At 61.1% G+C, this 26,361-nt stretch carries 25 protein-coding genes; 10 read left to right on the top strand and 15 right to left on the bottom strand.

The features are described from left to right. Positions 1-155: 155 nt before the first annotated feature. On the bottom strand, positions 156-1,406 hold the full coding sequence (locus BCY88_RS18180) for an MFS transporter (protein ID WP_120345604.1): 1,251 nt from the start codon (positions 1,404-1,406) through the stop codon (positions 156-158). Between the two features lie 113 nt (positions 1,407-1,519). Here BCY88_RS18180 and BCY88_RS18175 point away from each other — a divergent pair, with 113 nt between their 5' ends. The 3 genes from BCY88_RS18175 to BCY88_RS18165 all read left to right on the top strand — a co-directional run bounded on the left by BCY88_RS18175 (position 1,520) and on the right by BCY88_RS18165 (position 4,326). Beyond that, the gene (locus BCY88_RS18175; RefSeq protein WP_120345603.1) at positions 1,520-2,443 is read left to right on the top strand and encodes a LysR family transcriptional regulator; all 924 of its coding nucleotides are present in this window, start codon (positions 1,520-1,522) and stop codon (positions 2,441-2,443) included. Positions 2,444-2,578: 135 nt separating this feature from the next. After that, positions 2,579-3,226 carry a glutathione transferase gene (gene yfcF / locus BCY88_RS18170; RefSeq protein ID WP_147408527.1) on the top strand — a complete coding sequence of 216 codons (648 nt, stop codon included), beginning with the start codon at positions 2,579-2,581 and terminating at the stop codon, positions 3,224-3,226. 152 nt (positions 3,227-3,378) lie between these two features. Then, on the top strand, positions 3,379-4,326 hold the full coding sequence (locus BCY88_RS18165; protein ID WP_404935702.1) for an alpha/beta hydrolase: 948 nt from the start codon (positions 3,379-3,381) through the stop codon (positions 4,324-4,326). 96 nt (positions 4,327-4,422) lie between these two features. Here BCY88_RS18165 and argH read toward each other — a convergent pair whose 3' ends face one another. From argH to BCY88_RS18150, 3 genes are all read right to left on the bottom strand, one after another. Next, on the bottom strand, positions 4,423-5,988 hold the full coding sequence (gene argH / locus BCY88_RS18160) for an argininosuccinate lyase (protein WP_147408526.1): 1,566 nt from the start codon (positions 5,986-5,988) through the stop codon (positions 4,423-4,425). Positions 5,989-6,329: 341 nt separating this feature from the next. Further along, positions 6,330-8,648: a carbohydrate-binding protein gene (locus tag BCY88_RS40395; RefSeq protein WP_183081394.1), complete on the bottom strand. Its 2,319-nt coding sequence runs from the start codon at positions 8,646-8,648 to the stop codon at positions 6,330-6,332. An 834-nt stretch (positions 8,649-9,482) separates the two neighbouring features. Next, positions 9,483-10,223 (bottom strand): SDR family NAD(P)-dependent oxidoreductase, encoded by a 741-nt coding sequence (locus BCY88_RS18150; protein WP_120345645.1) that lies wholly within the window; start codon positions 10,221-10,223, stop codon positions 9,483-9,485. Between the two features lie 122 nt (positions 10,224-10,345). Here BCY88_RS18150 and BCY88_RS18145 point away from each other — a divergent pair, with 122 nt between their 5' ends. Together BCY88_RS18145 and BCY88_RS18140 are read left to right on the top strand one after the other, a co-directional pair. Next, complete coding sequence (locus tag BCY88_RS18145) at positions 10,346-11,236, top strand: LysR family transcriptional regulator (RefSeq protein WP_120345600.1); 891 nt, start codon at positions 10,346-10,348, stop codon at positions 11,234-11,236. Positions 11,237-11,307: 71 nt separating this feature from the next. Next, complete coding sequence (locus BCY88_RS18140; RefSeq protein WP_120345599.1) at positions 11,308-11,511, top strand: DUF6434 domain-containing protein; 204 nt, start codon at positions 11,308-11,310, stop codon at positions 11,509-11,511. A 52-nt stretch (positions 11,512-11,563) separates the two neighbouring features. Here BCY88_RS18140 and BCY88_RS18135 read toward each other — a convergent pair whose 3' ends face one another. The 3 genes from BCY88_RS18135 to BCY88_RS18125 all read right to left on the bottom strand — a co-directional run bounded on the left by BCY88_RS18135 (position 11,564) and on the right by BCY88_RS18125 (position 14,608). After that, the gene (locus BCY88_RS18135) at positions 11,564-12,667 is read right to left on the bottom strand and encodes a CobW family GTP-binding protein (protein ID WP_120345598.1); all 1,104 of its coding nucleotides are present in this window, start codon (positions 12,665-12,667) and stop codon (positions 11,564-11,566) included. Further along, positions 12,668-13,627 carry an MBL fold metallo-hydrolase gene (locus BCY88_RS18130; protein ID WP_120345644.1) on the bottom strand — a complete coding sequence of 320 codons (960 nt, stop codon included), beginning with the start codon at positions 13,625-13,627 and terminating at the stop codon, positions 12,668-12,670. Between the two features lie 81 nt (positions 13,628-13,708). Continuing rightward, complete coding sequence (locus BCY88_RS18125; RefSeq protein ID WP_120345597.1) at positions 13,709-14,608, bottom strand: LysR family transcriptional regulator; 900 nt, start codon at positions 14,606-14,608, stop codon at positions 13,709-13,711. Positions 14,609-14,724: 116 nt separating this feature from the next. On the opposite strand from BCY88_RS18125, the gene BCY88_RS18120 reads away from it, so the two are divergent. From BCY88_RS18120 to BCY88_RS18105, 4 genes are all read left to right on the top strand, one after another. Further along, positions 14,725-15,618 (top strand): alpha/beta fold hydrolase, encoded by an 894-nt coding sequence (locus BCY88_RS18120; protein WP_120345596.1) that lies wholly within the window; start codon positions 14,725-14,727, stop codon positions 15,616-15,618. A gap of 56 nt (positions 15,619-15,674) precedes the next feature. After that, positions 15,675-17,093 carry a 3-isopropylmalate dehydratase large subunit gene (gene leuC / locus BCY88_RS18115; protein ID WP_120345643.1) on the top strand — a complete coding sequence of 473 codons (1,419 nt, stop codon included), beginning with the start codon at positions 15,675-15,677 and terminating at the stop codon, positions 17,091-17,093. After that, entirely contained in the window at positions 17,090-17,704 is a 615-nt protein-coding gene (gene leuD, locus BCY88_RS18110; protein ID WP_120345595.1) for a 3-isopropylmalate dehydratase small subunit, read from the top strand. The genes leuC and leuD overlap by 4 nt, the downstream gene beginning before the upstream one ends. A 250-nt stretch (positions 17,705-17,954) precedes the next feature. After that, positions 17,955-19,259, top strand: coding sequence for a dicarboxylate/amino acid:cation symporter (locus BCY88_RS18105; RefSeq protein ID WP_120345594.1), 1,305 nt, complete (start codon positions 17,955-17,957; stop codon positions 19,257-19,259). An 83-nt stretch (positions 19,260-19,342) separates the two neighbouring features. Here the strand turns inward: BCY88_RS18105 and BCY88_RS39865 are convergent, their stop codons facing one another. The 4 genes from BCY88_RS39865 to BCY88_RS18085 form a co-directional block, all read right to left on the bottom strand. Continuing rightward, positions 19,343-19,483: a hypothetical protein gene (locus tag BCY88_RS39865; protein WP_183081393.1), complete on the bottom strand. Its 141-nt coding sequence runs from the start codon at positions 19,481-19,483 to the stop codon at positions 19,343-19,345. Between the two features lie 50 nt (positions 19,484-19,533). Next, entirely contained in the window at positions 19,534-20,301 is a 768-nt protein-coding gene (locus tag BCY88_RS18095) for a pirin family protein (protein WP_259461441.1), read from the bottom strand. 251 nt (positions 20,302-20,552) lie between these two features. Further along, entirely contained in the window at positions 20,553-20,975 is a 423-nt protein-coding gene (locus BCY88_RS18090) for a DoxX family protein (protein WP_120345591.1), read from the bottom strand. A gap of 48 nt (positions 20,976-21,023) precedes the next feature. Next, positions 21,024-21,722: a pirin family protein gene (locus tag BCY88_RS18085; RefSeq protein ID WP_120345590.1), complete on the bottom strand. Its 699-nt coding sequence runs from the start codon at positions 21,720-21,722 to the stop codon at positions 21,024-21,026. 180 nt (positions 21,723-21,902) lie between these two features. Between BCY88_RS18085 and BCY88_RS18080 the strand changes: the two genes are divergently transcribed. After that, positions 21,903-22,820, top strand: a complete 918-nt coding sequence (locus BCY88_RS18080; RefSeq protein ID WP_120345589.1) for a LysR substrate-binding domain-containing protein — start codon at positions 21,903-21,905, stop codon at positions 22,818-22,820. A gap of 23 nt (positions 22,821-22,843) precedes the next feature. Here the strand turns inward: BCY88_RS18080 and BCY88_RS39555 are convergent, their stop codons facing one another. Genes BCY88_RS39555 through BCY88_RS18060 form a run of 4 tightly spaced genes read right to left on the bottom strand, consistent with a single transcriptional unit; the run spans position 22,844 to position 26,350 of the window. Continuing rightward, a complete protein-coding gene (locus tag BCY88_RS39555; protein ID WP_147408524.1) occupies positions 22,844-23,092 on the bottom strand; it encodes a hypothetical protein in 249 nt (82 codons plus the stop codon). Between the two features lie 32 nt (positions 23,093-23,124). Next, positions 23,125-24,546, bottom strand: coding sequence for an aldehyde dehydrogenase family protein (locus BCY88_RS18070; RefSeq protein ID WP_120345587.1), 1,422 nt, complete (start codon positions 24,544-24,546; stop codon positions 23,125-23,127). A gap of 51 nt (positions 24,547-24,597) precedes the next feature. After that, positions 24,598-25,359, bottom strand: a complete 762-nt coding sequence (locus tag BCY88_RS18065) for an SDR family NAD(P)-dependent oxidoreductase (protein ID WP_120345586.1) — start codon at positions 25,357-25,359, stop codon at positions 24,598-24,600. 16 nt (positions 25,360-25,375) lie between these two features. Beyond that, positions 25,376-26,350, bottom strand: coding sequence for a carbohydrate kinase family protein (locus BCY88_RS18060; RefSeq protein WP_120345585.1), 975 nt, complete (start codon positions 26,348-26,350; stop codon positions 25,376-25,378). Positions 26,351-26,361: the final 11 nt, after the last annotated feature.

Raw genomic sequence — 26,361 nt, 5'->3', positions numbered from 1 at the left:
GCAATCTTTCTTTGAAGAACAACAATGGTCTGATTTGTTTACGCAAAACTGCAGTGATTCAATGGAATAGAGGTGCCCACGGCAAAGCGAGCGAGTCTGAGCCGGGAGCGGAAGGTGTCGCGCATTGCTACTAGCCACGGCGCTGCCGTGCGAACTCACGAACCAGCGCAAGCTTGAGATGTTGCACGGGACCGGCGATAGGCGAGCATCAACAGGAAGCTGATCAAAAAGCTGAAGCCGCCAACAAGAAGCAACCCGATTTCGCCAAGCGTTGGGAGCAGGTTAGTCAGGAAGCCTGTAACGACCCATGCGACTGCCATCACCGATCCGGCAACACCGAGCGCCCATCCCTGACGCGCTTCGCTCACCGCATCGGAAAATGCGGTGTACATCGTCGTGTAAGCAACCATGTCGAAGCAGCCGACCAGCATCGCGAGTCCCCACAACGCAATTTCGTGTGGAAAGAGCGCCGAGAGTATCTGACATACCCCGGCAACCAGTAACCCGGTCTTCGCGATGTCCACCACACTCCAGATCCGGAGCATGAGCCGTACCACGAACAGCAAGCCAAAGACGAAGCAGATACCGATCAACCCGCTAAATAACCCGAGTTGCGAGCTCGTGTAATGGAATCGGGTTTGTAGCAGGAGCATGATCGTCTGCAGATAAAGCCCGTAGCCAACCTGCATCAGAAAGAAGACTACCGACAGGAACGCGATCTCCTTGTGCCTCGCGGCCTGATAGATGATGCGCAGCGGCAGCATAAGGTCGACGCGGGAATTTCCCGACGCCGGAATGGTGTCCCGGTAGGAGCGCGCAGTCCAGATTGCACAGATGGCCGATAGGCCGCCCACGAGCAGAAACGGCGTGCCGTAGTTGAAGACTGGCGCAATGGTCCGGTCCGACGTTACGCCGCCGATTACCGGACCGACAATCACGCCGGCGCTGAACGCAAGTGACATGATGCTCATGTTGTAAGCCTTGTTCTCGGGCGTACTCATGTCCGTAATTGCGGCCTGTGCGATGCCCTGGCAGCCGGCCGTGAGCCCACTCAAGCCGCGCCCGATTAACAACAGCCACACGCTAGGCCAAAGCGCACCGAATGCCATCAAGAAGTAGCTTACTGACAGGCCTGAAGCGCACAAAAGCAGAATCTTCCGGCGACCGTAACCATCCGAAAGCTCTCCCATCAAGGATGAACCAAAGAACATGCAGAACGGATAGATCCCGTAGCCAAGTCCGAGGTAGAAGGTGCGCAGTTGAGTGCCGGTGTCGGCGGCCAGAATCCCGGCTTGAGGATCGTTGAATATCGCTGACATCATGGGATAGACCAGGCCGAATCCCATTGCGTCGATAGCGATGGCGAGCAGGCAGGGACCGAGAAGTTTGAGGTTGAGTTTGGACATTGGCGCTCTGTGGGCGAAGACACGGTGGTCGTCACAGTAGCGTCATGCATTGGCGTCGCGGTAGGCCGCCTGCGCCGATAACAGCTATTGGCGAAACTGATACGATACGGCGCATGGATCTCCTGGCGGCGATGCGAATCTATGTGCGAGTGGTTGAGCGCGGCAACATGTCGAGGGCCGCGCGCGACCTCGGAATAGGCCAACCTGCGGTCAGCGAGCGCATTGAGCGGCTTGAACAACACCTCGGGGTAAAACTGCTTCGCCGTAGTACGCGGGCTGTATCGTGCACGGACGAGGGCAATCTCTTCTATGAGCGCAGCAAGCAGGTAATCGACGCCGCGGATGATGCTTGCGCTGTGGTCTCGCAAGACGATCGCACCTTGCGAGGTTTGTTGCGTATTGCCGCGCCGCAGGGCCTCGGCGAAATCGTTCTGCCGCGTATCTTGTTGCGTATACGCGAGCAGCATCCACAGATCAGCATCGATCTGATATTGAACGACCATATCGTCGACCCCGTTACCGAAGGCGTCGATATCTCGTTGCGGCTGGGGCACCTGAGTGCAGGCAACTTTATCGCCCGGCCGCTGGGTCATGTTCGGCGTGTGCTGGTTGCCGCACCGGGCTATCTGGAACGGTACGGATCGCCGGATCACCCGAGCGATCTGATCGCGCATCCATTTATTCGCGTGATGGGCCTGTTCGGCGACGGCATGCTAAGACTGGTTGATGAACACCAGTCGCCGATTTCGGCCCCAGTCATGGCAGCAATCAGCATGAGCCATTGGCGACCGGTCTACGAGATGCTCGTCGCGGGCGCGGGCATTGGCGTGCTCCAGGAACCCGTCTGCGCGGAGGCCATGGAAAGCGGCCGTCTGATCCGGCTGCTGCCTGAGTACACGGTACCGGGTTTCGATCTGCATGCGCTGTTTGCCCGCCCTGTTCCGTCGAAGACGCGCGCGATCATGACAATACTGGAAAGGGAGTTGCCCGCCGCACTCGGTAAGGTCGGCCTCAACGGTACATCGCCGGATCAGTAGCCGAGCGTCAGGATCGGCGATCGTGTCGAGGATGGTTTATCGATCGCCGTCCGGGAGCGATCTTTGGGCGCCATCAGCCATCAGCCATCAGCCGTCATTCGCCGTATATCATCAAGGTTTCGTACGAACCTCAACATGCAGGAGAGCACCTTGCAGGAAAGTCGTCTTTGCCTATATGCCGATGCCCAGTTTGCAAGCCCCTACGCCATGTCGGTTTTCGTTGCGCTTACCGAAAAGCGATTGCCGTTTGATCTGTCGACTGTAGATCTAGGCAGCGACGCCAATCACGAAGCGGGTTATGCAGCCAAATCGTTGACGCAGCGCGTTCCCACGCTGGTGCATGGGGACTTCACCTTGTCGGAATCGTCGGCAATAACCGAGTATCTCGACGATGCATTTCCGGAAACATCCGTCTACCCACGCGATAAATTTCTTCGAGCGAGGGCGCGCCAGGTGCAAGCGTGGCTTCGCAGCGATCTGATGTCCATCCGGCAGGAGCGTTCGACTGAGGTGGTGTTCTATGGGGCGCAAGGAGCAGCGCTTACGCCGGCAGCCGAGGCGGCGGTACAGAAGTTGATTTACGTGGCTGAGGCGTTGCTCCCTGGCGATGCGGAAAATCTGTTCGGAACGTGGAGCATTGCCGATACGGATCTGACGTTAATGCTCAATCGCCTCATCCTGAACGGCGATCCGCTACCGACAAGGTTGATCGACTACGCCACGCGCCAGTGGGAACGGCCGTCCGTGCAGCAATGGGTTAAGTTGAATCGTCCCCCACTGTGAACGGTCGAAGCCGTAAAGAGGGCGAAAGACGAGGAAACCAAGCTCGATTTTTGCGAGCAGCCAATACAAGCTGAACGGCTGACTAGTACATTGCTGACAATCCGCCTCGCACACTGGAAACGACGTGTATGAGTATTCTCGCGACTATTGCAATGGCTGCAGCCATCCAATCTGGAATCCCGCCTCAGATAGTGCGGGCGGACATTGACGCGCCGGGTCCTTCAGGGCCATTGCGAGGCACGCTGTTGTCGCCTGCCGCGCATGACGTCCCGGTGGTGCTGATCGTACCTGGTTCAGGCCCGACCGACCGTGACGGCAATGGCCCAAACGGTCTTCGGGCATCGACTTACCGGTTGATTGCCGAGGGGCTGCTAAGTCATGGTATCGCTTCGGTTCGAATTGATAAACGGGGCATGTTCGGCAGTGCGTCCGCGATACCCGATGCAGATGACGTCACGCTCGACGACTACGCGAGCGACGTGCACTCGTGGGTGACGGCCATCAGACGGCGGACGGGTGTTTCCTGCATATGGGTATTGGGGCACAGCGAGGGAGGATTGGTATCGCTGGTTGCCGCGCAGCATGCGGCGGACATTTGCGGTCTGATCCTGGTATCTACGCCGGGACGTCCAATCGGGCAGGTACTGAGGGAGCAATTGCGATCGAACCTCGCAAACAGCGCTCTGCTTACCAACGCCATGTCCGTGCTCGACGACCTTGAAACGGGGCAGACGGTAGACGCGGCAAAGATCGATCCCGCTCTGCTGCCATTGTTCCGGCCGCAAGTGCAGCGCTTTCTCATGAGCGAGTTGACCGTTACCCCGACGACTCTTCTGGCAGGCTACAAAAAACCAGTACTCATCGTGCAGGGATTGCGGGATCTGCAGGTCACCCAGCAGGATGCGCAATTGCTGAAGCATGCAAATCCGCAAGCGGAACTTATGCTCATCGCCAATGCCAATCACGTCCTCAAAGCGGTACGAACTACGGACCGGGCAGAGAATCTGGCCACCTACTCGAACTCGGATCTCCCGCTGGCGGATCACGTCGTCGAAACGATTTCAACGTTCGTGAAGAATCCGGTGGCGGCCCACCGTTAGTCTTTTCAGATCGAATGGTTCGCCGATGTATGCCTGCTCGTGGCAAGCGAGCAAACATCGGCAACGAAGAGCACCGGTGTTCGTTGCCGGCTCCTTTTAGACCGCCGTCCCAGCGGCCCCGCGCAATTCGGCCACGCGTGCGGAAAGCAGATTAGCGGCGTGCTCGATCGACGAGCGGATCTTGCCTTGCTCCTCCCGATCCACGGCAAGTTGCGACTCCGCCTGTGCGAGCAACGCTTTCATGTCACCGGCCGAAGGCCCCCCACCATTCCTTCGTGCAACGGCGGCGCGCGGGTCGAGTGCCTCCGTGATTTCCTGTTTCGACAACGACAGCTGCCGCCCGGTCGTCTCCTCGGCGGCGCGCGAAACGAGCTCCGGTGGAATGTCGGCGACGCCCAGTCCCGCGTCGATTGCCAATCTGACGATACGTCCCGTAATGCGGTGAGCCTCCTTGAACGGAAGACCTTTATGCTGCACGAGGTAGTCAGCGAGATCGGTTGCCGTCGAGAAATTCGCGCCGGCGAGGTCGAGCATTCTCTCCGGTTTCGGCGTCGCTCGGTTGATAACCTGGTCCACCACGGGAATGGTTTGGACGAGCTCGTCAACGGCTGGCCACAGCCAGTGCAGACTGTCGGCGTTCGAATCCAGTACGTGCGAGTAAGGTGCGGCGCGAAATGAAGCAAAACCCGTCACCAGCGCGCCGAGAAGATGCGACTGACGTCCCTTCAGAAACTCCAGAACCGCCTGATTCTTCTTTTGCGGCATGATGCTGGACGTAATCGCCAGGGAGTCGGGCAACTCGAGTGTCGAAAATTCAAACGTCGACATCAGATAGAAATCCTGAGCAAGACGTCCAAAGGTCGTCGCGACAAACAACGCGGTACTCAGCAACTCAAGAAGCGGGTCTTTGCTCGCGACTGCATCCAGCGCGTGCGCGACAGGCGCGGCAAACCCGAGCAGTGCGGAGACAGATTGACGATCGATGGGAAAGGTCGTGCCGGCCATTGCGCCCGCACCAAGGGGGCACTCGTTGATGCGCCGAAATGCGCCCGTTAATCGATCGAAGTCGCGCTTCAGGCTCCTCTCCACAGCTGAAAGATAGAAGCCGTAGGTGATCGGTTGCGCGTGCTGGAGGTGGGTATAGCCGGGCATCACACAGTCCGCGTATCGCGAGGCCTGGTTGATGAGCGACTGTCTCAACGTCAGCGTCCCTCCGAGGAGCGACAGCGCAAGCTGGCGTCCTCTCATTCGGTCTAGCGTCGACTGCAGATCGTTCCGGCTGCGGGCCGTGTGCAGGCGTCCCCCAATATCCTGGCCGAGGCGCGCGATGACTTCTGCTTCGTAGTTGAAATAGACGTCTTCCAGCGATCCATCCAGCTTGAATGCGGCGGGTCCGGCGACGGCGAGATCATCGACAACGGCCAGCAATTGCGACGCGGTTTCAGGCGTCAGCAGGCCGGTGTCATGAAGCATCACCACGTGTGCCTCGTTGATCTGCGTGAGCAAGGGCAGTGACGGACCGAAGGCCTGCTCGATCCAGGGGAGAAAAATAGCCGCTTGTGCTTCGCTGGACAGCGCTTCGTGTAACAGGCCACTGACTTTCGATTCCATAAGAACTCCATCAAGAGATCGAACCGGTGGGCGCCGCAGGTCGGCAACCACACTCCAACGTCACACCGGTGCCGCTAGTCGTATAAGTGGATCAATGCTCGCATCGTCATGCGTTACGGTAACGCAGGATGTTGCACATGTCGCGGTGCGCAGGTAGCGCCCGGCTACTATCCCGAGGCTTGCAACTGCCCACGTAGTATACGCAAGGCAGCTTTTCGGTTTCTGCATCTGTTGTCCGGCTCACGATGTCTTCTTCCCTTGAAGAACCTCCGAATCAAGCCGCCGATGCGCTGCGTCTCGTCCCGAGTATTTGATGTTCGAATAGTGTGCCCCTTCCCATCGATCGGCTTCCTTGAGGCACGTTCCACCTGGGTCAGGGAAGGGGCGGCTACTCAATGCGTAACGACTCGCGTCGGACTGGCGAAGTATTTGATCAGCTTGGCCGCCAGCCATCCGTGGTCGTCGGTATTGCTGAAGTTCTTGATCACGTTGGTCGTATTGCCACCGCCCCACAAGATCGCAAACACATTGTTGCTCGCGGCCAGCGCCAGCTTTCCGTTATCGGCGCTCCAGTTATAGTTGGCCGGCTTGTTGTTGTACTCGAGCAGATACTGTTGATAAGTCGAATTCGCCGTCAGACAGTTATAAGCAGTCGCTCCGCACGAGACAGCGTAATTCCCCACCGACGTATTCGTGTTCGAGCTGCTCGCAGGCCCTTTGATGATGTTGCCGAGGTTGGCCGTGAGATTGTTGTCACCGAAGAAGTACACCGGTGCCGTACTGAAGACGTACGAACCCGCCGTGCCCTGGAATAGCTCCGGATTCGTCTCGGCCGTGTTCGGAATATGCGAGCCTGGAATCTGCCACAGCATGATCGGAATGTTGCCGTTCGCTTGACTGAGCTGCCCCACGGCGCTCAGGTAGTTGTCCCACGAGCGAGCGTTGTAGAGCGTCGCGGCACCGGGCGCCGCGCTGTCGTCCATTTCATAGCGGTCGAACAGGAAGAAGTCGGGGCCGACCGCATTCGACATGCTGATCGCTGCGGGCGCGTTGCTGTTCAGCCAGGTCGATACGGGCGTCGAATAGGCCGACGCGATCTGCGCGCCGGTCAGATTCTGATGCAGCCAGAAGCCCGACCCGACGGCCCACATGTTGTCCTGCCAGCCGAACGTCACGGTTCCCTTCGGCGCGAGCGTACGGATCAGCCAGTTGTTGGCTTGCACCCAGCCCGCGAATCCTGCGGGGAAGGTTGGTGTGGGATACGCGTTCGTGTTGTACACCGGATTGTTCACACAGGCATTGAACCAGCTGCCGACCTGACTATAGGTGCTAGCCGACGTCGAGTTGTTGACGCTGGAATTCCAGAATGGATCGTTCGCGCCGTCGAAGCTCCACTCGGGGTAGCCGTCCGCCAGCATGCCCTGCAGGATTTGCACGGGCGTACCGGTATAGGTCTTGCCGAGATAGGACGCCGAGCCGAGACCGTTCGGGTTGGATGTGTTCGTGTAGCTCCGGCTCGTCGTCATCAGGCACATCGCCTGCGCGATTGCCTTGTTGACTGCGCCCGCGGGCAACGCCGAATTCGCGATGCCGACGTAGCCGTTCTGCTGCATGGCGCCCAGCAAATCGGGGTTCATCAGAAGCGAGCCGTAGTAGTTGAGCCCTTGATATGTCACCGGTGAACTGTGCAGCATGATCGCGTCCGCGGCGAGACTGGCGAAATGGCGTCCCATCAGATAGGTGGCCGCCGGGTTGGACGAACTCTGGCCCGCTGTGCCGTTGGTGAAATCGTCGAAATTGGCGCCGCCGCTCATCTGCGCGGTGTATTCGACGATGGCCACGCGGGTCGGATGCTGGTTGATCGGCGCGAGCGCGTTGAAGTCATTGGTCATCCGGTAGGCGTTGGTGGGCGGATCGATCACGCCCGGGTCGCCGTTGCCGTTCACGCCCGCGTACTTGAAGACGACGTCGACGGGCTTGCCGCCGAAGTCGTCGTTGCCACCGGTCGAGCTGGCCGTTGGCGGCGTGATGTTCGGACCACCGATTGCGCCCATCGCAACGTAGGACGGCCAGCCCGGTACCGATCCGCCTGTCCAGCTTCCCGGGGTGGGCGTAGGTGTGGGTGTCGGAGTAGGTGTTGGCGTCGGCGTGGGTGTGGGTGTTGGTGTTGGTGTTGGAGTAGGTGTTGGTGTTGGTGTTGGTGTTGGAGTAGGTGTCGGAGTTGGAGTGGACCCCGCACAGCTACCGATTGCCGTCCACGGCTGACCGCTTCCGGAACCACCGTTATAGGAAGCCGGATTTTGGCCCTGGGTCCACCAGTTCGCCTTGTATTCGATGCCGTTGTAAGTCACGACATTGCCCGCGGTATAGGCCGCGCTGGCGTTCCAGGTGGCAGGGCAACTGCCGGAGGACCCAGTCGATGCGGGCGGCGGCGACATAGTGGACGTGCCGCCTCCGGTCGAATTCGCATTGACCTGCGTCCACAGACTTGTCACGGTTGGATTCCAGCCGGAGCTCGAATAATCCGTCTGATTCACGACTGCCTGATAGTTCTTGCCGTTATAGGTGACGATTGTGCCGCTGGCGTAGTAAGTGTCGGGTGCCCATGCAGGATAGGCGTTAGCATTTCTGTACGACGCGCCGATCAACAGTAGAACGGACGCAGCAAGCAAGGTCGGCTTCAGGATCACAACCATCTTTCTCTTTTTCATGTGCATTCCTTTTGAGCGTTATTTGTTTGAGTCAATGGAGAGTCAACGCGGTGACGCTCCTGCATCACGTAAAGCTGATGCAGGGAGCGTCTGGTTACCTACAAACGAAAAAGCGCGACGGCAATGGGCGCCGATCGCGCTGTGGGCACTACGGTTGTGCCGCCGGGGAGATGGCGGGATGACGGATTCGATGGCGTAAGACAGCACCCGGCATATGCCGATCAGATGCAATCAGTCTGCGATCGTGTTGAACAGGAATGCGTAGTGAATCACGCAAGCCGTAGTGCGGCAATCGCGAACCGGGAGGATGTGGATTTGCGACATGCGGTTGTCGCGAAGAGCTGACGGAAGAGCGGTGCTGACCCGCTTGCAGTGCGGCTTCGCACATCGGGGTAAGCGTGGCAGTCGCGAGAAAATTGATGAGGCCGCGTTCGACGACACCGACGAAGCGCGATATTGCCAGACGCAGCCAGACGAATCTTGCCATCGCAGAACCCTATTCACAAATGCGCTATACATAGCACTCCATATGGAGCACGTAGCGGATGGGAGAATGGGTTTCGAGGCAGCGCTTCGGTTATCCCAGCGGGCTAAAAGTTAGCAAAGCGCGGATAGAAGAACAAGAGAGAGCAAATTGAAAATGTGTAACTGATTGTCACTGTGCGAGCGTTCGGCGTTGCTCAATTCAACAACGTTGCCAATTGGAATCGCCAAAGCAGTTGCGCGCCTGACCCGGCGCGCATTGATAAGTATTAGCGCCCTTAGCCGAAGTACCTTCTGCTAAGGGCTCTTGCCAGGCGGCCAGGCGGCAATCCCTGAGTCTTGGATTCAGACTCAGACCTGGCCGATACCGCCATCGGCCATCAGATCCGCTCCCGCCACGTAGGAACTCTGTGCGGACGCCAGGAAAAGCGCCGCGTTGGCAATCTCCTCGGCCCGTGCGAGTCGCCCGATCGGGATCATGCTCTGGTACATGTTCACCAGATCCTCGCGTGTCGCCGACTGCGCGTCGAGAATCGGGGTGTCGGTTGCACCCGGGCTGAGCATGTTGACGCGAATGCCGCGATCCTTGAATTCCGCAGTCCAGGTGCGGGTGTAGGAGCGCAACGCCGCCTTGGTCGCCGCATAAGCGGTGTGGCCAGGAATGCCCATGAGGTGCATGGCCGACGAGACCAGAATGATCGATCCGCTGCCTGTCATCATCGGCAGCAGCTTTTGCACCAGGAAGACCGGACCGCGGGCCATGAGGTTGAACGCCTTGTCGAAATGCTCGGGCGTGATGGTGTCGATCGAAGCCTGCTCCGTAAAGCCCGCGTTCGACACGATGATATCGACGACACCCTTTTCTTCTCGTACGGCCGCGACGACACGGTCGAGGTCGTCGAGGTTCGCGGCGTCAGCCTGAATCGCGGTGACGTTACGTCCGAGCAGTCTGGCGGCTTCGTCGAGCTGAGCTTGCCGGCGGCCGAAGATAAAGACGTGAGCACCTTCGGCGACAAAGCGTTGGGCAATCGCCAAACCGATACCGCTCGTTGCGCCGCTAATAACGGCAGTCTTGCCTGCGAGAGTGGACATGGAAACCTTCCGTCTGTTCGTGAATGACAGAAAGATGGTAATTGTCATCGCAGACAAAGATAATCCGCGGATTTCTCATAAGATCTATTCTCTAAGGGAATTGGTCAAACGAGGGGAGCGCAATGGATCGGTTTCACGAACTGAACGCCTTCATCGCCGTCGTTGAAGCGGGCGGTTTTTCCGCCGCGGCGCGTAGAACCGGCGAGTCACAGTCCGTTATCAGCAAGGCTGTCGGCGCGCTGGAGAAACGCCTCGGCGTGATGCTGTTCAACCGAAGCACACGCAGCGTGACCCTGACGGACCAGGGGCAGAGATACTACGATCGGACCAGACCGCTTGTGGACGAGATGGATGAAGCCGACAGCGAGCTGACGAGCAGCACGCTTAACGCCTCGGGTCTGATCCGGATTGCAGTTGCGTCCACTTTCGGGCGCCTGCACGTTCTTCCACTCATACCCGAGTTGTTGTCACTCTATCCCGGTCTTCAGGTCGATCTTGTCCTTTCGGATGTCGTGCGAGATATGGTAGAAGACCGGATCGATCTGGCGATCCGGGTGGGTCCTGTCGATTATCCTGATGCGGTTGTCAGGCGCGTGGCGAGTACCCCGCTCGTATGTGTCGGATCCCGTCGCTACTTCGAACAATACGGAATACCAAAGACTCCTGACGAGCTCGTAAATCACAATTGCCTGTTGTACGGCGGCCTGACAGAGTCGGCGAATTGGCCGTTCGTTGGGCCGGAAGGTCGATTCAGCGTATCCGTTCGCGGAAATCTTTCGTCCAACAGTGTCGAGACGATCCGGGCCGGCGTTCTGGCCGGTGTCGGAATTGGTCTGTTCGCCAAGGTTTCTCTTGCCGACGAACTGCGGCATCCGGACGTGATCACGATTCTCGACGAATTTATAAGCGACGTCAGAGACGTCAGCCTCATCTGGCCAAAACGTCGCTTTGTACCGGCACGTGTGCGTCGTGCCACTGATTTTTTTGCCGCAACTCTCCCGCTGCGTGTTTAAGCAAGCGGAATCAATCAACGCGCCGAGCAACATCGCCTGCCCGGTGCAGTCAACCATAACGGAGAATTCAGATGAAGTTCGATTGGCATTCCGGACCTATAACGCGGGCCACGCTGGTCGACAAGACCTACAGAAATACCCAGAATGTGCGTCGTTTCCTGATTCTTGAGTGTGGGGCCGAATTCAGATTCGACCGGGATTTCATGACTTGGATTCGAAACGGAACGCCCAAGACCATGGGCGACGTTGCTGATGAATGGCTCCGCCGCCGCTGAACATGACGAGTTCCAATGCCGGTGGCCGGTTTGTGCAGAAAGACGGCGCGCCTTATCCCAGGTAACTATCCGATGTGCGATCCACGGCGGCGAGACGCGCTCCGTCGAAAGGCATCGCATCATCTTCCACCCCCGCTTCACGCAAAAAATGCGTGATGGTCTCTTCGATCACCGACCTGGCGAGCCCCTGCACGATGAATACGAGCCGTGTCGTGTGATCGTCGTCAGGCCACGCTTCAAGCCGCAACGGTTCATGCAGCAACTGCTGCACGCCATGGAACACAACAGGCCGTGTTTCGCCGATGAAATTGCCGATTCCCTTGACCCGAAGAATACGTTCACCGTGATAGCCGAGCAGGACGGTCAGCGCGGTTTCGAACGCCTGCATCGGCAATGCCTGCGAATAAGTCAGGCAGAAACTGTCGATGTCCGGATGGGCCACGCGTGACGCCGTAGCGCCACGCATCAGCGACTTGCGCGGCGCAGGCTCGGCGCGCAACCAGGGGCGCAAGGCGCGTGGCGTCAGGATGTCGAGCAGTTGTTGCGCATCAACTTCGCCGTTGCGCACGGGAATGAGTGGCGCACCTGGATTCAGCGCCTCAAGTGCCGCCGCGAGCTCGGCAAGCGCGGCCGCGTCGACCAGTTCTGCTTTGGTCAGCAACAGCCGGTCCGCAACCGCCGCCTGCTGACGCGATTCCTCATGCCGGGCAAGTTGCGCGGCACCGTGTTTCGCATCCACGGTTGTCACGATACCGTCGAGTTGCAAGCGGCCTTCAAGCGCCGGGTCACCCAGCAGCAGCGAAATCACGGGGCCGGGTCGGGCAAGCCCCGTGGTCTCGATCAGAATCCGCTCGAAGGCGGGGATCTCGCCACGCTCGCGGCGTCCCAGCAGATCGGCCACGGTCGCGGCCAGTTCGTCACGCACGCCGCAACATAGGCAGCCGTTTTCCAGCAGCGCGATAGTCTCGTCGCGCGAGGTGCTGACGAACAGATGATCGAGACCGATCGCGCCCAGTTCGTTGATCACCACGGCACAACGGCCCAGCGCCGGTTGTGGCAACAGACGATTGAGCAAGGTGGTCTTGCCCGAGCCGAGAAAGCCGGTCAGCAACGTCAGGGGAATCGCAGCGGATTGCATGGTGGCCTTGTCCGACACTCAGATAACCTGCAAGTCTTTTCCGACGATGATCTGCCCGTCGAAATGCTTGCGCGCATCCGCGGCCCACATCTCGTCGGTGATCGCGGGGTCGCCGCCCGGCACGAAATGGCTCAGCACCAGCGTCTTGACGCCCGCCGCCGCGGCGATTCTGCCGACCTGTTCCGTGGAGGTGTGACTCTTCATCAGGTGGTCGAGCAGCGTCGGCGCGTTGTCGACGGTCTTCATCAGCTTTTCGAGCGCGGGCAGGTACATCACTTCATGCACGAGCACATCGGCGCCTTTCGCGAACTCGGCGAGCGCCGGATAGTAGGTCGTGTCGCCGGAAAAGACCACGGTGCGGTCGCGTGTCTCGAAGCGGTAAGCGAATGCCGGCTTGATCGTGTAGTGATCGACCAGGGTCGAGGTGACGCGTACGCGGTCGTCTTCCATCACGAGGCGCGGGCCGTCGAATTCATGGATGTTGATGAGCGGCCGGAACGGCGGGCGGCCTTCTTCGCGCATTCGCACGTCGAGGTCGATCGCGTTCATGTCGACAAAGTCGTCGATCATCTTTGTCATGCGCGGCGGCCCGTACAGATTGACGGGCGTGCGCAGGCCGGTGGCCCAGGCGAGGAACACGAGGTTGCCGAGGTCGGCGTTGTGATCCGAATGATGGTGCGTCAGGAAGATGTCACGGATGCCCGGCAGCTTGATGCCGGCCTTGGTCAACTGCAGCGCGACGCCGTTGCCGCAATCGACCACGTACGGCTGACCGTCGACCACCAGCACGTTTGCCGGCGCCGCGCGCAGGTCGGACGGCGTCGGGCCTCCCTTGGTGCCGAGCAGGATCAGCTGCGTGCCCTTTGCCGAATGACCCGCTGCGGGCGCCGTGCTTGCGGCGTTGGCCGGTGACTGCGCCTGGGCGTCCTGCATCCACGGCAGCGCCGCGGTGGTGCCTGCTGTAACGGCGATACGCATGAAATCACGACGGGAGCGGCCGAACGGCTGATCATTCATGGGGCTGTGTCTCCTGAGATTGTTGATGGGGTGTGCCCGATTCTAGCGCCGGGATTGCGTTTGAAGATAGCTACCCAGAAAGTCGACGAATGTCCTGAGCTTCACCGAGAGCTGGTTCCGCTCCAGATAGATCGCGTGGATATCGGCGTCCGGCAGCGCCCAATCGTCCAGCAAGGACACGAGTTCTCCGCGCGCGAGATATCCATCGATCTCCCACTGGGAGCGCACGACAATGCCGCGCCCTTCAAGTGCCCAGTGAAGCACCGTGCCACCGTCATTGCTCGATAACGAGCCGTCGACCTTGACCGTTTCCGCACGCTTGCCGCGCGAGAAGTGCCATGTGCCGTACGCCGAGTCGTTCTCGCGCAGCACGATGCACGCATGACGAGTCAGATCGTGCGGCACGGATGGCTTGCCATGCCGCGCGAGATAAGCCGGCGAAGCGCACACGATGCGCCGGTTCTTCAGCAGCAAACGCGCATTGATGCGCGCGTCGGGCACCTCGCCGAAGCGGATGCCGACATCGAAGCCTTCTTCCTGCAGGCTCATTGGCCGGTCGGTCAAATGCAGCTGGATTTTCATCGCGGGAAAGCGCGCGACGAAATCCGATACCGCCGGGGCAATGCGCGCCCGCCCAAACCCGAACGACGCATTCACGCGCAGCAGGCCAGTCGGTTCGGCCCGGCTGCGCGTCACGAGTTGTTCCAGTTCCGACAGTTCGTCGAGGATGCGCGAGCCGTTCGAGAGGTAGAGCTCGCCCTCCGGCGTGAGGGAGAGACGCCGCGTCGTGCGGTTCATCAGCCGCACGCCGAGACGCCGCTCCAGTTGCGCGAGCCGCTTGCTGACGGCGGGCGGCGTGACACCGAGCTCGCGCGCCGCGGCGGCAAGATTGCGATGCCGCGCCACTAGCGTGAACAGGTTCAGGTCTGAGAAGCCGTCCATTACGTCACTCCTTCACGTCGCTTAATTCATTCCTAAAAGTTACGACCGGATTGCTTTTGAGGAAACCCAATCGATTAAGTCATCAATTAGACTTCAAGCAACGTCGGGAGGCAACTATGTTTGAAGGTTTCACGAATGCGTCGGCACACGTCGACGGCGTCAGGATTCACGCGGTGAAGGGCGGGAGCGGCCCCGCGCTTTTGCTGTTGCACGGCCATCCGCAAACGCACGCGATCTGGCACAAGGTCGCGCCCGCACTGGCCGAACACTTCACCGTGATTGCCGCCGATCTGCGCGGCTACGGCGACAGCAGCAAGCCGCAGGGCGCCGCCGACCATTCCAGCTACTCGAAGCGCCGCATGGCGCTCGACCAGGTCGAACTCATGCGCAGCCTTGGCTTCGCATCGTTCGCGGTGATCGGCCACGACCGGGGCGGGCGCGTCGCCGCACGCTTGGCGCTCGATCACCCGGACGTCGTGACGCGCCTCGTTACGCTCGACGTCGCGCCGACCCTCGCGATGTATGAGAAAACCTCGTTCCAATTTGCACGCGCCTACTGGCACTGGTTCATGCTGATACGACCCGCGCCGTTCCCGGAAACGCTGATCCGCGCGGATCCGGACCTGTACCTCAAGCAGACGATGGGCGCGCGCAGCGCAGGTCTTGCGCCGTTCACCGCAGCGGCTTACGCGGAGTATCTGCGCTGTCTGTCCGACCCCGGCACCGCGCACGGCATCTGTGAGGACTACCGCGCGAGCGCGACGATCGATCTCGAGCACGACCGCGCAACGCTGAATGCGCAACAGCAGATCGGCTGCCCGTTCATGGCGTTGTGGGGCGCAGACGGCGTCATCGAGGAATGCTTCGAGCCGCTCGCCGAATGGCGCCGCTATGCGCCACACGTGCAAGGCGAAGCACTGCCGTGTGGCCACTACATCGCCGAAGAAGCCCCCCAGCTTCTGCTGGAGCGCGTGCTGCCCTTCCTCACAGCGCGAGCCGTCACGGCCTGAGCACGCTGGCTCGCAATCGGGCGCAACTGGACTTAACCGGCCTCAGGATGAACGTCATGTCGAAACGAACCCTCTATCAGAAGCTCGTCGATTCGCACCTCGTGTCGCGAATCGACGAACAGAACGTGCTGCTGTACGTCGATCTCCATCTGATGAACGAGTACACCAGTCCACAAGCCTTCAGCGCGCTCGACGCGCGCGGGCGGACGGTACGCCGGCCGCGTCAGCAGATGGCTGTCGTGAGCCATATCATTCCTACGCACGCCGAGTCGCCGCGTGTGATTCGCGACGCCGCGTCGTTGCTGCAGGCACAAAACCTTGCACGCAACTGCGAGCGCGCGGGCATCCGGCTGTTCGCTGCGAACGACCCGCTGCAGGGCATCGAGCACATCGTCGCGCCGGAACTCGGACTGATCCGACCGGGCATGGTCGTGCTGTGCGGCGACAGCCACACCACGACGTATGGCGCGCTCGGCGCGCTGGGCTTCGGTATCGGCACCTCGGAAGTCGAGCATGTGCTGGCGACGCAAACGCTCGTCTACCGGGTGGCGCTGACCATGCGCATCACGATCGACGGCGCGCTGCCGTACGGCACGTCGTCGAAGGATCTGGTCATCTGGCTCATCAGCCGTATCGGCGCCCAGGGCGCGCGTGGCTATGCGGTCGAGTTCGGCGGGTCGACCATTGCGTCGCTTTCCGCCGAGGCGCGCATGACCTTATGCAACATGACCGTCGAAGCGGGCGCGCGCGCCGCGCTGATCGCGCCCGACCAGACGAGCTTCGACTACGTGCGCGCCCATGCGCCCTCGCTCGACGAAGCGCGCTGGCAGGACGCACTCGACGACTGGCGCGACCTGTACTCCGACGCCGATGCCAGTTTCGACGCCGAGTACAGTTTCGACGCGCACGACATCGCACCGTTCGTCACCTGGGGAACGAGTCCCGACCAGGCCGTCGCGATCGATCAGCCCATTCCCGGCGAATCCATGCAATCGACACCCGAAGCCGCGGCATCGCTGCGCCGCGCGCTCGATTACATGGGGCTGTCCGCGCATCAGCCGCTGGCGGGCATGCGCATCGACCGCGTGTTCATCGGCTCGTGCACCAACGGGCGTATCGAGGATTTGCGCACGGTCGCCACCCTCGTGCGAGGCAAGCATGTCGCTAGCGGCGTGCGCGCCATGGTGGTGCCGGGTTCGGGAAGCGTGCGCCGCGTCGCCGAACAGGAGGGCATCGCGCAGACGCTGATCGACGCGGGTTTCGAATGGCGGGAGCCGGGTTGCTCGATGTGCCTCGCGATGAACGACGACGTGCTCGAAGCCGGTGAACGCTGCGCTTCGACGACGAACCGCAATTTCGAAGGCCGCCAGGGGCGCGGCGGCCGCACGCATCTGATGAGTCCGGCGATGGCGGCTGCGGCTGCACTGACCGGCTGCATCACCGACGTCCGCACTCTGGAGGCACAAACACCATGACGCGACTGATGAGTATCGAAGGCAGCGCTGTGCCGCTGCCGATCGACAACCTCGATACCGACCAGATCATGCCCAAGCAGTTTCTGCGCATTATCGACAAGGCCGGTCTTGCGGATGGACTGCTCTACGACCTGCGTTTCGACGAACACGGTGCGCCGCGCGCCGACTGCGTGCTTAACCAGCCCGGCTACGCGAATGCGCGCATCCTGATTGGCGGCGCCAACTTCGGCTGCGGATCGAGTCGCGAACATGCGGTGTGGGGCTTGCAGCAGTATGGCTTTCAGGTCGTGATCGCGCCGAGCTTCGCGGAGATTTTCTATTCGAACGCGATGAACAACAGGCTGCTGCTCGTGCAACTGGAGCGCGCGGTGATCGACACGCTGTTACGCGACGCGATCGAGGCGCCTGGCACTGAGCTCTCGATCGATCTGGAGCGGCAGACGGTGACGTCCGCATCGGGACAGCAGTTCGCGTATCCCATCGGTGCGCGGCACAAACGCATGGTGATCGAAGGTATGGACACCGTCGATCTCACCCTGGCTTGCGTTGCCGACATCGAAGCGTTCGAACGCGAGCACTTCGCGCGACATCCCTGGGCACAGGTGATATGACCGCCAGGCCGTCGCGCTGTCATGCGAAGCGCGTCGGCTGCCCCTGATTCCATCTGATATTCCGATTCCCTTCCGAAAAGAGAAGGGAGCGGACTCGCTTTGCCCCGAAAAAAACGGAGGAGACTAATGAACCACCCCCACACTCACTATCGTTCGCTGCCCCCCAAGGGGGCCGATGCCTCCCTTGGGGCGGCCCTGCGGGAGGCATCATGAACCACCCCCACGCCCACTATCGTTCGCGGGAGGCATCATGAGCCACCGCAAACCTTTCTACACCATTCTGTACGTACAGGTGCTGTTCGCCATCGCCGCGGGCGTGGTGCTCGGTCACTTTGCGCCGCACGCAGCAATCGCGTTCAAACCGCTCGGCGATCTGTTCATCAAACTCGTGCGCATGATTATCGGCCCGGTGATCTTCTGCACCGTCGTCACCGGTATCGCGGGGATGCAGGACATGAAGAAGGTTGGGCGCGTCGGCGGCAAGGCGCTGCTGTATTTCGAAGTCGCGTCGACGTTCGCACTGGCGATCGGCTTACTCGCCGCACGAGTGCTCGCGCCCGGCAAGGGATTCAATGTCGATCCGGCGACGCTCGACGCCAGCGCCGTGGCCAGCTATGCGCAGCAGGCTACGCATGGTGACGGCATCGTCGGTTTCATCATGCACGTGGTGCCCGAAACCTTCCTCGGCGCACTCGTGCAAGGCGACATCCTGCCCGTGCTGCTCATCGCGATGCTGTTCGGTACCGCGCTCGCGCTGATGGGCGAGACGGCCGCGCCCGTGACGGGGCTGATCGAGTCCCTGTCGAAGGCGTTCTTCCGCATTGTGCGCATGATCACGAGTCTCGCGCCCATCGGCGCGTTCGGCGCGATGGCGTTCACGATCGGCCGCTACGGCATCGCGTCGCTGCTGCCGATGCTCAAGCTGATCGGTACGTTCTATCTGACCTCGTTCCTGTTCGTCGCGATCGTGCTCGGGCTCATCGCGCGACTGTGCGGCTTCAGCCTCTGGCGCTTTCTCGCCTATATCCGCGATGAACTGCTGATCGTGCTTGGCACGTCGACCTCGGAGGCCGCGTTGCCGCAACTGATGGACAAACTCGAACGGCTGGGCTGTCCGCGCGGCATTGTCGGGCTCGTTGTACCGACGGGCTACTCGTTCAATCTCGACGGCACCAACATCTACATGACGCTAGCCGTGTTGTTCCTCGCGCAGGCCACCAATACGCATCTCACGATCGCACAGGAAATCACGTTGTTGCTGGTGACGATGCTGACGTCGAAAGGCTCGACCGGCGTGACGGGCGCGGGCTTCATCACGCTGGCCGCGAGCCTCTCCGCGGTTCCGACCGTGCCCGTTAGCGCGATGGTGCTGATCCTCGGCATCGACCGCTTCATGTCCGAGTGCCGGGCGCTCACCAACATCGTCGGCAACGGCGTGGCGACGATCGTCGTGTCGGCCTGGGAAGGCAGTCTTGATCGCGAGAAGCTTGCAATTGAGTTGAATGCCGCCCAGGAGGGGCCCACGATCATCGACGCGGAATCCATTCAGGAGTGAAGAGGATGAGCTCGTTTCCAGCCGCTTCAATTACCGTCCCATAGCGGGGCGAGTCCGGGGGGATCGACAATGCGGCTGCCTGTCTAGATTTGCGCGGTGTCGATATGACGGAAACCGGCATGAAGGGCCGCGGGAATCATTCGATAGATCTCGGCGGCACTCATTCCGTAAGTGCCGAACCCGATCGCCGGAATGGCTGCGTGACCAACCTGGACGTTGTGCATGAGAGTTTCCCGATAGCGTGTTCGTATCGTGCCGAAGCCGTTTTGCGAAATCATCCAATGCGGCCACGGCGGCGCAGCTGTGCCCCAATCTCCACGATCCGGGCTTCCCCTGCACGCAACGCTTCTGCTGACGTATGTACCGAGTAATAGCCAAGCACGAGATCGTGCGGATGGGCAACCGCGGAACCAAGGACGAATTCCGAATCTTCTTCGGCTGTGAACGCCAGAACGTTTTCGGATTCGTCAAACACGACCAGCTCGTTGGCGATCGATTCACCGGCGATGCGCAGCACGCCGCGTTGAATGCCGAGCCAGGCGACGTTGTGGCCGGCCGGCGGCGTGTACTGCCACTGCTCGCCAGCCGAAAGCCGCACGAGCAGATAGTTGATGCCTGCGGGTGACGGAACCGGGCTAGCGGCGTTTTCATAACGGCCCAGGATAATACGGGCTGGACCGGTCTGAGGGACTTCGCTCACAGACAAATACTGGCTAAAGGCTGCGCCCAGTTCGAGCTCAGGCGGCAACGCGACCCACAGCTGATAGCCGCGCACCGGCCCATCGCCTCTGGCCTGACCGTCATGCCACACACCTTTACCCGCATTCATCCACTCGACGCTGCCGGCCGGCATGATGCCAGAGGCACCCGTCGTGTCTTCGTAGTCGACCTCACCTTCCAGCAGCACGGTTGTCGTGGCGAGCCCGGAATGAGGATGCATGGAAAAGCGCATGCCGGCTTCCACCGTGCTGTCGAAATAGTCGAGAAAGACAAAAGGTTTCAGCACCTCTCCAAGGTCGGACGGGCTGACGAGACGTTTCACAGGGCCGTGTTGCCGACCCGCGGTCCGCGTGACGATTGCTCTCCCGGCCCGCCGTGGCGCAGAGGGTGGGGCACTAGCTGGCATATCGGGCAATGCGCCATCTTCTGCGTAGCGTTGCGATGGGGCGCTCGACGGGATTGTTTCGAAAGACATGGTGTTGACTCCCACTGATACAGCGACAACAGAGAAACATCAGAACGAGATGATCGCCTGCCGTATCGGGCAAGCAATCACCTCGACGAGTCCATCGTTTAGCCCGCCTTCAGGGGCGAAACACGCAAAGCGACCCGACCCGAAAGTGCGTCCAGGCTGAAAGCGCCGGCACCGAACCAGGTGATTTGCAGGAGGCCGCCAGCCATCATCACGTTCTTGAGGAAGTGAATCATCTGGTTTTGATCGGCGAAGTTGTGGTGGAAGAACATTGCCGTGACCACACAGAACACCGCCATGCCCAGCGACACGGCGCGAGCCCGGTAGCCCGAGATCAGCAGCAGACCACCACCCAACTCGGTCAGTACGGCAAGAACGAACGCAAGTGGCGGAACGGGCAGCCCCATGGCCGCGATGTAGCCAACCGTCGCTCCATATGCTGCGAGCTTGCCCAGCCCGCTCATGACAAACGGCGCACCAATCAGAATGCGGCCCAACAACGGAAGAAATTTAAAACGTTCCATGACAATCTCCAGAAATGAAATTACGGAGGTGGATGACAAGAAAGGGAGTTAGCCGGCGTCCACCATCACCAGCTCGGAATCTTCAAGAGCGGAAATCTGCATTGCAGCGAGCTTCGTAATTGCGACGCCGTCCAGCGGCCCAACCGGCTCGCCGTTCACTTCGATGCGTCCTGAGGCCACGACGAGGTAGGTGTGGCGCGCCGAATCCAGCTCGTGTCGAACGCTTTCGCCGGCCTTCAGCATTGCGCCCAGTACACGCGCATTGGCACGAATAGGAAGCGCACCTTCATCGCCGTCGAACCCACTCGCAAGGACGACGAAACGCCCGGAGCGGTCGCTTTTCGGAAACGGCTTGGTACCCCATGCGGGTTCACCGCCAGCTTTGCGCGGCAGGAGCCAGATCTGGTAAAGCTTGAGCGGCACTTCTCCGCGGTTGAATTCGGCGTGGCGGATGCCCGTGCCGGCGCTCATGACCTGGACGTCGCCCGTGTGGATCGTTCCTTCGGATCCCAAAGTGTCCCGGTGTCCGAGCAGGCCCTGGCGTACATAGGTGATGATTTCCATGTCACGGTGACCGTGCATGGGGAAACCGCTGCCAATGGCGATCTCGTCGTCGTTCCAGACGATCAGGGGGCCCAATGCGGCGTGCGCGGGATTGCCGTCGGCGCTGACCGCGAAATGGTGTTTCGCGCGCAGCCAGCCAAGATTTCCCTTATCCAATGATTCCCAACGCCTGTGTGTGAGCATCTCCGCCTCCGTTTTCCGTCATCGCGAATGCGACGCTGGTTGCCTGTGTCACCTGCCGGATTCGGCACTGGTACAAGCCATGAGACGAATGCTATATTTGCAACGAAGGCGCGCATAGATGCTGGATTGGAACGCATCATTGCTCTGAATAGAACAATCGGAAGGAGTGGAGGGCTGTCCATGAACGCAATCACGGATCTCAACGATCTTCGGCTCTTCTCGGAAGTGGTCGAACATGGAAGCTACACGGCGGCCGCACGCAGCCTCGGCCTGCAGACCTCGAAACTCAGCCGGCGCATTCGTGCCCTGGAAGAAGAACTTGGCGTCCGCCTGCTTAATCGCACGAGCCGGAGCCTGTCGCTGACGGAAACCGGGCGGCAGTTCCACCAGCATTGCCTCGCCATGGTGGCCGAAGCACAGGCCGCCAAAGATATCGTGGACCGCACGCGCGCGAGGCCGCAGGGCACCGTCCGCATTGCCTGCCCCGTGGCCTTGCTGGAGTCCGGCATCTCCAGGATCATCGCGCGCTACATCGAGAACAACCCCGATGTTCAGGTCCTGCTGGATGCAACCAACCGGCGCGTGGATGTCGTCGAGGAAGGCTTGGACTTTGCCATCCGGGTCAGGCTTCCGCCGCTGGAGAACACCGATCTCGCCGTCCGCCAGCTGGGTTTGTCGATCCACATTCTGGTTGCCAGTCCCGAACTGGCGGCGCGCCATCCGGCGCCCAACTCGATCGAATCCGTGAAAGGATGGCCCACGCTTTCCATGGCGAGCAGCAGCGAGCGATTTGTCTGGAATCTGGTCGACGCCGAAGGGAGCGTGACCTCATGGGCGCATCGGCCGCGCCTCGCAACCGACGACCTGGCCAGCCTTCGGGTCGCGGCGCTATCAGGCGTCGGCGTGGCCTTGCTGCCGAGAGAACTGGTCGAAGCCGATATTCAGGCTGGCCGGCTGCAGCATCTGCTGCCGGAGCTGACAACTACGCCGGGCCTGGTACATGCGATTTTCCCCACGCGGCGCGGCATGGTTCCGGCGGTGCGTCACCTGCTCGATGCACTCGTGACGGGATGCGAAGATCAAAACTGGCAGCGCTAGCGCGGCCGGTTGTTCTTCGTTTTTCAAAGCCTGGCGTGCCGGTCGAGCATGCGCGCCAGACGCAGGATATCGGCAACACCGAAGTCGTCGTGAATAAACGCGCCACGGGTGCGATCGCTGCCGACCTCGCGAATGGTCTCGACAGCGCGCAAGCGTTCCCGCAGCAGGGCCTCGAGGGCGTCGACCAGCAAGGCCCGGTCGCGGGCGCAGAGTTCGTCATGGTTCTCTACGGGGCGTGATGTCTTCCCGCGAATCTGTGTCGGCATATTCATCTGAACGCTGCTCCCGGGCGGCCCGCGGTGGACTAATACCCTGCTGTCGCCTTCAACTCCAGGTAGTCGCTCAACCCGAACTCCGCATGCTCCCGGCCATTGCCCGACTGTTTGTAGCCGCCGAAAGGCGCCCCGGCATCCCATGGCGCCTCGTTGATGTAGACGTTCCCCACGCGCAGCCGCGCGGCAACGCGGCGGGCCTTATCCGTGTCAGCGGTCTGCACGTAGCCGGCCAGTCCATAGATGCTGTCGTTGGCGATGCGGATCGCGTCTTCTTCGTCGCTGAAGCCGATGATGGACAGCACCGGGCCGAAGATTTCCTCGCGTGCGATACGCATGTCCGGCAGCACGTCGGCGAACACGGTGGGACGCACGAAATAGCCTTGCTGCAGACCAGCAGGACGGCCCGGTCCGCCTGCGACCAGCGTGGCGCCCTCCTTGATGCCGCTTTCAATCAACCCTTGAATATGCTGATATTGGCGCGCGTTGACCACGGGTCCCAGCTCCGTGTCCGGCTGCCCCGGCGCGCCGGTACGGATCGCTTCGGCTTCGCGGGCGGCTATCCGCGCCGCGTGCTGCATCATGTCTTTGGGGACGAGCATGCGGGTCGGGGCGCTGCACGACTGGCCGCAGTTCAGGTAGCTTGCCCGCACGCCATGCGCGACAGCGCGCTCGAAATCGGCGTCCGCGAAAATGATGTTGGCCGATTTGCCGCCGAGCTCCTGATGCACGCGCTTTACCGTATCGGCCGCCGCTATCGCCACGGCCACGCCCGCGCGCGTTGAACCTGTGATCGACACCATGTCGACGTCCGGATGTCTCGCGAGCGCATCGCCGACGATCGCACCGTCGCCGTGCAGCACATTGAAGACGCCGGGCGGGAAGCCCGCCTCGTGCACCATCTGCGTAAAGCGCAGTGCGCTGAGCGGCGAAAACTCACTGGGTTTGACAACCATCGTGCAGCCCGCCGCGAGCGCCGGCGCGACCTTGACGACCAACTGATTCATTGGCCAGTTCCACGGCGTGATGAGCGCGCAGACCCCGATCGGCTCGCGGCTCAACAAGGTATCGCCGCGTTGTTCGTTGAACGCGAATTCGTCGAGCACGCGGATCGCCGTTTCCAGATGCGCGCGGCCAAGTGCGATCTGCGCGTTGCGGGAGAAGCTGCTGGCGACGCCCATTTCAGCGGTCATCAGTTCGGCCATTTCGTCGGATGCCGCGTTGTACAGATCGAGCAGGCGGCTCAGCAGGCGCTTGCGTTCGTCGCGCGAAGTCGCGGCCCAGTTGCCGAACGCTCCCCTGGCCGCGGCGACCGCGCGCCCGGCGTCTTCAGCGTTACCCATTGCCAGGCTGCCAATCGGCTGCTCCGTGGCGGGATCGATCAGCTGAAACCGGTCGTCCCCTAACGGGGCAACCCACTCGCCGTTGATATAGAAACTGTCTGTCCTGTTCATGTGACGCCTCCAGGTTCGAGACGCGCGACGCTCGGGCCGCGCGCCGAACGCTCAGTGAAAATAGATGCCGCCGCAGACGTTGAGCGCCTGGCCGGTGACGAATGCCGACTGCTCGGAGGCGAAAAAGCACACCGGCCCGACGATGTCTTCGGGCGTGCCGAGACGTTTCAACGCAGCGACTTCTTCCCAGTGCCTGACGGCTTCGTCGCTGCCCAGGTTGTTGCGGCCCATCTCGGTCAGGATGATCCCCGGACAGATTGCATTCACGGTGACGCCGTCCATGCCGGCCTCCTGCGCGAGCACGCGGGTCAGCGTAATGACGGCCGATTTGGTGGCCGCGTAATGGCCCTGGTTGGCCACGCCCTGGCGGCCGGCGATCGAAGCGATGTTGATCACGCGTCCGGATTTGCGCGCGCGCATATGCGGCACCACCGCCTGGCACATCAGCAGCACGCCTTTTACGTTGACGTCGAAATGAGCGTCCCAGGTCGCTTCGTCGAGGTCCTGAAGCAGGGACAGTTTGAGGATGCCGGCGTTATTCACGAGCACGTCAATGCGGCCCGCGTCGCGCAATGCGGCTTGCACCGTGGCGTCGACCTCGTCTTTTTTGCTGACGTCGGCAAAGTACGTATATGCCTTGCGATCGAGACCGGTAATCAGGCTGGCGGTCTTGCGCAGATCGGCCTCCTGACGTGCGAGGTCGGTGATCACGACGTCGTAGCCGGCCTGCGCCAGACCAACGGCGACGGCCTGGCCAATTCCACGGCTTGCCCCGGTGACAAATGCGACACGGCGTTCCTGGGTATTTTGCATGTGATGTCTCTATCGATCAGAGTTGGTGAGTTGCCATTGGCGTGTCATGACGCACGGGCAGCGACGTCATGGCCGCCATGGTGTCGTCGAACGATTTGAGCTTGCCTTGCGAGCCGAGTCCCATCGCAACCTTGGCCGCGACAGCCGAGGCGAACCTTGCGCATTCTTCGAGCGACCACCCTTTGATGAGTCCAACGATGATCCCCGCAGTAAAGCTGTCGCCGCACCCCGTCGTATCGGAGACGGGCACCTCGAACGCCGGCAGATGGAACACGCGTCCGTGTTCGGACGCGACGTAGACGCCATGCGCGCCCAAGGTCAGGATGCAGTTCTTGACGCCGCGCGAGAGGAAGAAATCGGCGACCGCCGGCACGCTGGTCGTGCCGGCCATTTCAGAGGCTTCGTCGATACTCGGCACAAAATAGTCGAGGTAGGGCAGGCACGGTTCGACGAGCGCGATCGTCTCCGGATTCGCCTGAATCAGATCGAACGTGGTAATCCGCCCCAGTTCCTTCGCACGACGTAGTAACGCGACGGTCGGCTCGCCGTCGAACGCCTTCAGCAGGCCGGTGCCGCCCACATGAATGATGCGTGCGTCGAGCGCGGCGTCGAGATCGCCTGGCGCGACTTCGAACACGGTCGCGCTGCCGGGTACGTGAAGGGCGGGCCGCTCGCCATTGGGCCGCACCGGCAGAATCGTCGCGGACGTTTGCACCGCCGACGTGCGTTTGACGAGCGAGCATTCGACGCCGTAGTTCTGCATCTTCGACACGAGGAAGCCCCCCATGTCGTCGTCGCCGACGGTGGTCACGGAGCGTGTCTTGACGCCGAGTATCGCGCACGCAACCGCCGTGGCGCCGGCCGTACCGGCCACCGTCATGCAGATTTCGTCGATGAACGCCGCGCGGCCGCCAGGTGGAATCGCGGTGACAGGGCGGCCGAGCACGTCGAGGACGTGAAAGCCGATTGAACTGACATCGAAAGTGGTCACTGTCTATCCTC

The sequence above is a fragment of the Paraburkholderia fungorum genome, assembly GCF_003610895.1.
Lineage (GTDB): Bacteria > Pseudomonadota > Gammaproteobacteria > Burkholderiales > Burkholderiaceae > Paraburkholderia > Paraburkholderia fungorum_B.
The sequence above is the reverse complement of the archived record's forward strand: the minus strand, read 5'-3'. Positions and strand labels throughout refer to the sequence as shown.

What these genes read in the sequence shown, in the direction of transcription:
- BCY88_RS18120 (WP_120345596.1), top strand. Translation starts at nt 14,725, where the DNA reads ATGTTTGAAGGTTTCACGAATGCGTCGGCACACGTCGACGGCGTCAGG.
- yfcF (WP_147408527.1), top strand. Translation starts at nt 2,579, where the DNA reads ATGCAGGAGAGCACCTTGCAGGAAAGTCGTCTTTGCCTATATGCCGAT.
- BCY88_RS18140 (WP_120345599.1), top strand. Translation starts at nt 11,308, where the DNA reads ATGAAGTTCGATTGGCATTCCGGACCTATAACGCGGGCCACGCTGGTC.
- BCY88_RS18105 (WP_120345594.1), top strand. Translation starts at nt 17,955, where the DNA reads ATGAGCCACCGCAAACCTTTCTACACCATTCTGTACGTACAGGTGCTG.
- BCY88_RS18175 (WP_120345603.1), top strand. Translation starts at nt 1,520, where the DNA reads ATGGATCTCCTGGCGGCGATGCGAATCTATGTGCGAGTGGTTGAGCGC.
- BCY88_RS18085 (WP_120345590.1), bottom strand. Translation starts at nt 21,722, where the DNA reads ATGCTCACACACAGGCGTTGGGAATCATTGGATAAGGGAAATCTTGGC.
- BCY88_RS18180 (WP_120345604.1), bottom strand. Translation starts at nt 1,406, where the DNA reads ATGTCCAAACTCAACCTCAAACTTCTCGGTCCCTGCCTGCTCGCCATC.
- BCY88_RS18090 (WP_120345591.1), bottom strand. Translation starts at nt 20,975, where the DNA reads ATGGAACGTTTTAAATTTCTTCCGTTGTTGGGCCGCATTCTGATTGGT.
- BCY88_RS18080 (WP_120345589.1), top strand. Translation starts at nt 21,903, where the DNA reads ATGAACGCAATCACGGATCTCAACGATCTTCGGCTCTTCTCGGAAGTG.
- BCY88_RS40395 (WP_183081394.1), bottom strand. Translation starts at nt 8,648, where the DNA reads ATGAAAAAGAGAAAGATGGTTGTGATCCTGAAGCCGACCTTGCTTGCT.
- BCY88_RS39555 (WP_147408524.1), bottom strand. Translation starts at nt 23,092, where the DNA reads ATGAATATGCCGACACAGATTCGCGGGAAGACATCACGCCCCGTAGAG.
- BCY88_RS18145 (WP_120345600.1), top strand. Translation starts at nt 10,346, where the DNA reads ATGGATCGGTTTCACGAACTGAACGCCTTCATCGCCGTCGTTGAAGCG.
- BCY88_RS18130 (WP_120345644.1), bottom strand. Translation starts at nt 13,627, where the DNA reads ATGCGTATCGCCGTTACAGCAGGCACCACCGCGGCGCTGCCGTGGATG.
- leuC (WP_120345643.1), top strand. Translation starts at nt 15,675, where the DNA reads ATGTCGAAACGAACCCTCTATCAGAAGCTCGTCGATTCGCACCTCGTG.
- BCY88_RS18070 (WP_120345587.1), bottom strand. Translation starts at nt 24,546, where the DNA reads ATGAACAGGACAGACAGTTTCTATATCAACGGCGAGTGGGTTGCCCCG.
- BCY88_RS18125 (WP_120345597.1), bottom strand. Translation starts at nt 14,608, where the DNA reads ATGGACGGCTTCTCAGACCTGAACCTGTTCACGCTAGTGGCGCGGCAT.
- BCY88_RS18150 (WP_120345645.1), bottom strand. Translation starts at nt 10,223, where the DNA reads ATGTCCACTCTCGCAGGCAAGACTGCCGTTATTAGCGGCGCAACGAGC.
- BCY88_RS18165 (WP_404935702.1), top strand. Translation starts at nt 3,379, where the DNA reads ATGGCTGCAGCCATCCAATCTGGAATCCCGCCTCAGATAGTGCGGGCG.
- leuD (WP_120345595.1), top strand. Translation starts at nt 17,090, where the DNA reads ATGACGCGACTGATGAGTATCGAAGGCAGCGCTGTGCCGCTGCCGATC.
- BCY88_RS18065 (WP_120345586.1), bottom strand. Translation starts at nt 25,359, where the DNA reads ATGCAAAATACCCAGGAACGCCGTGTCGCATTTGTCACCGGGGCAAGC.
- BCY88_RS39865 (WP_183081393.1), bottom strand. Translation starts at nt 19,483, where the DNA reads ATGCACAACGTCCAGGTTGGTCACGCAGCCATTCCGGCGATCGGGTTC.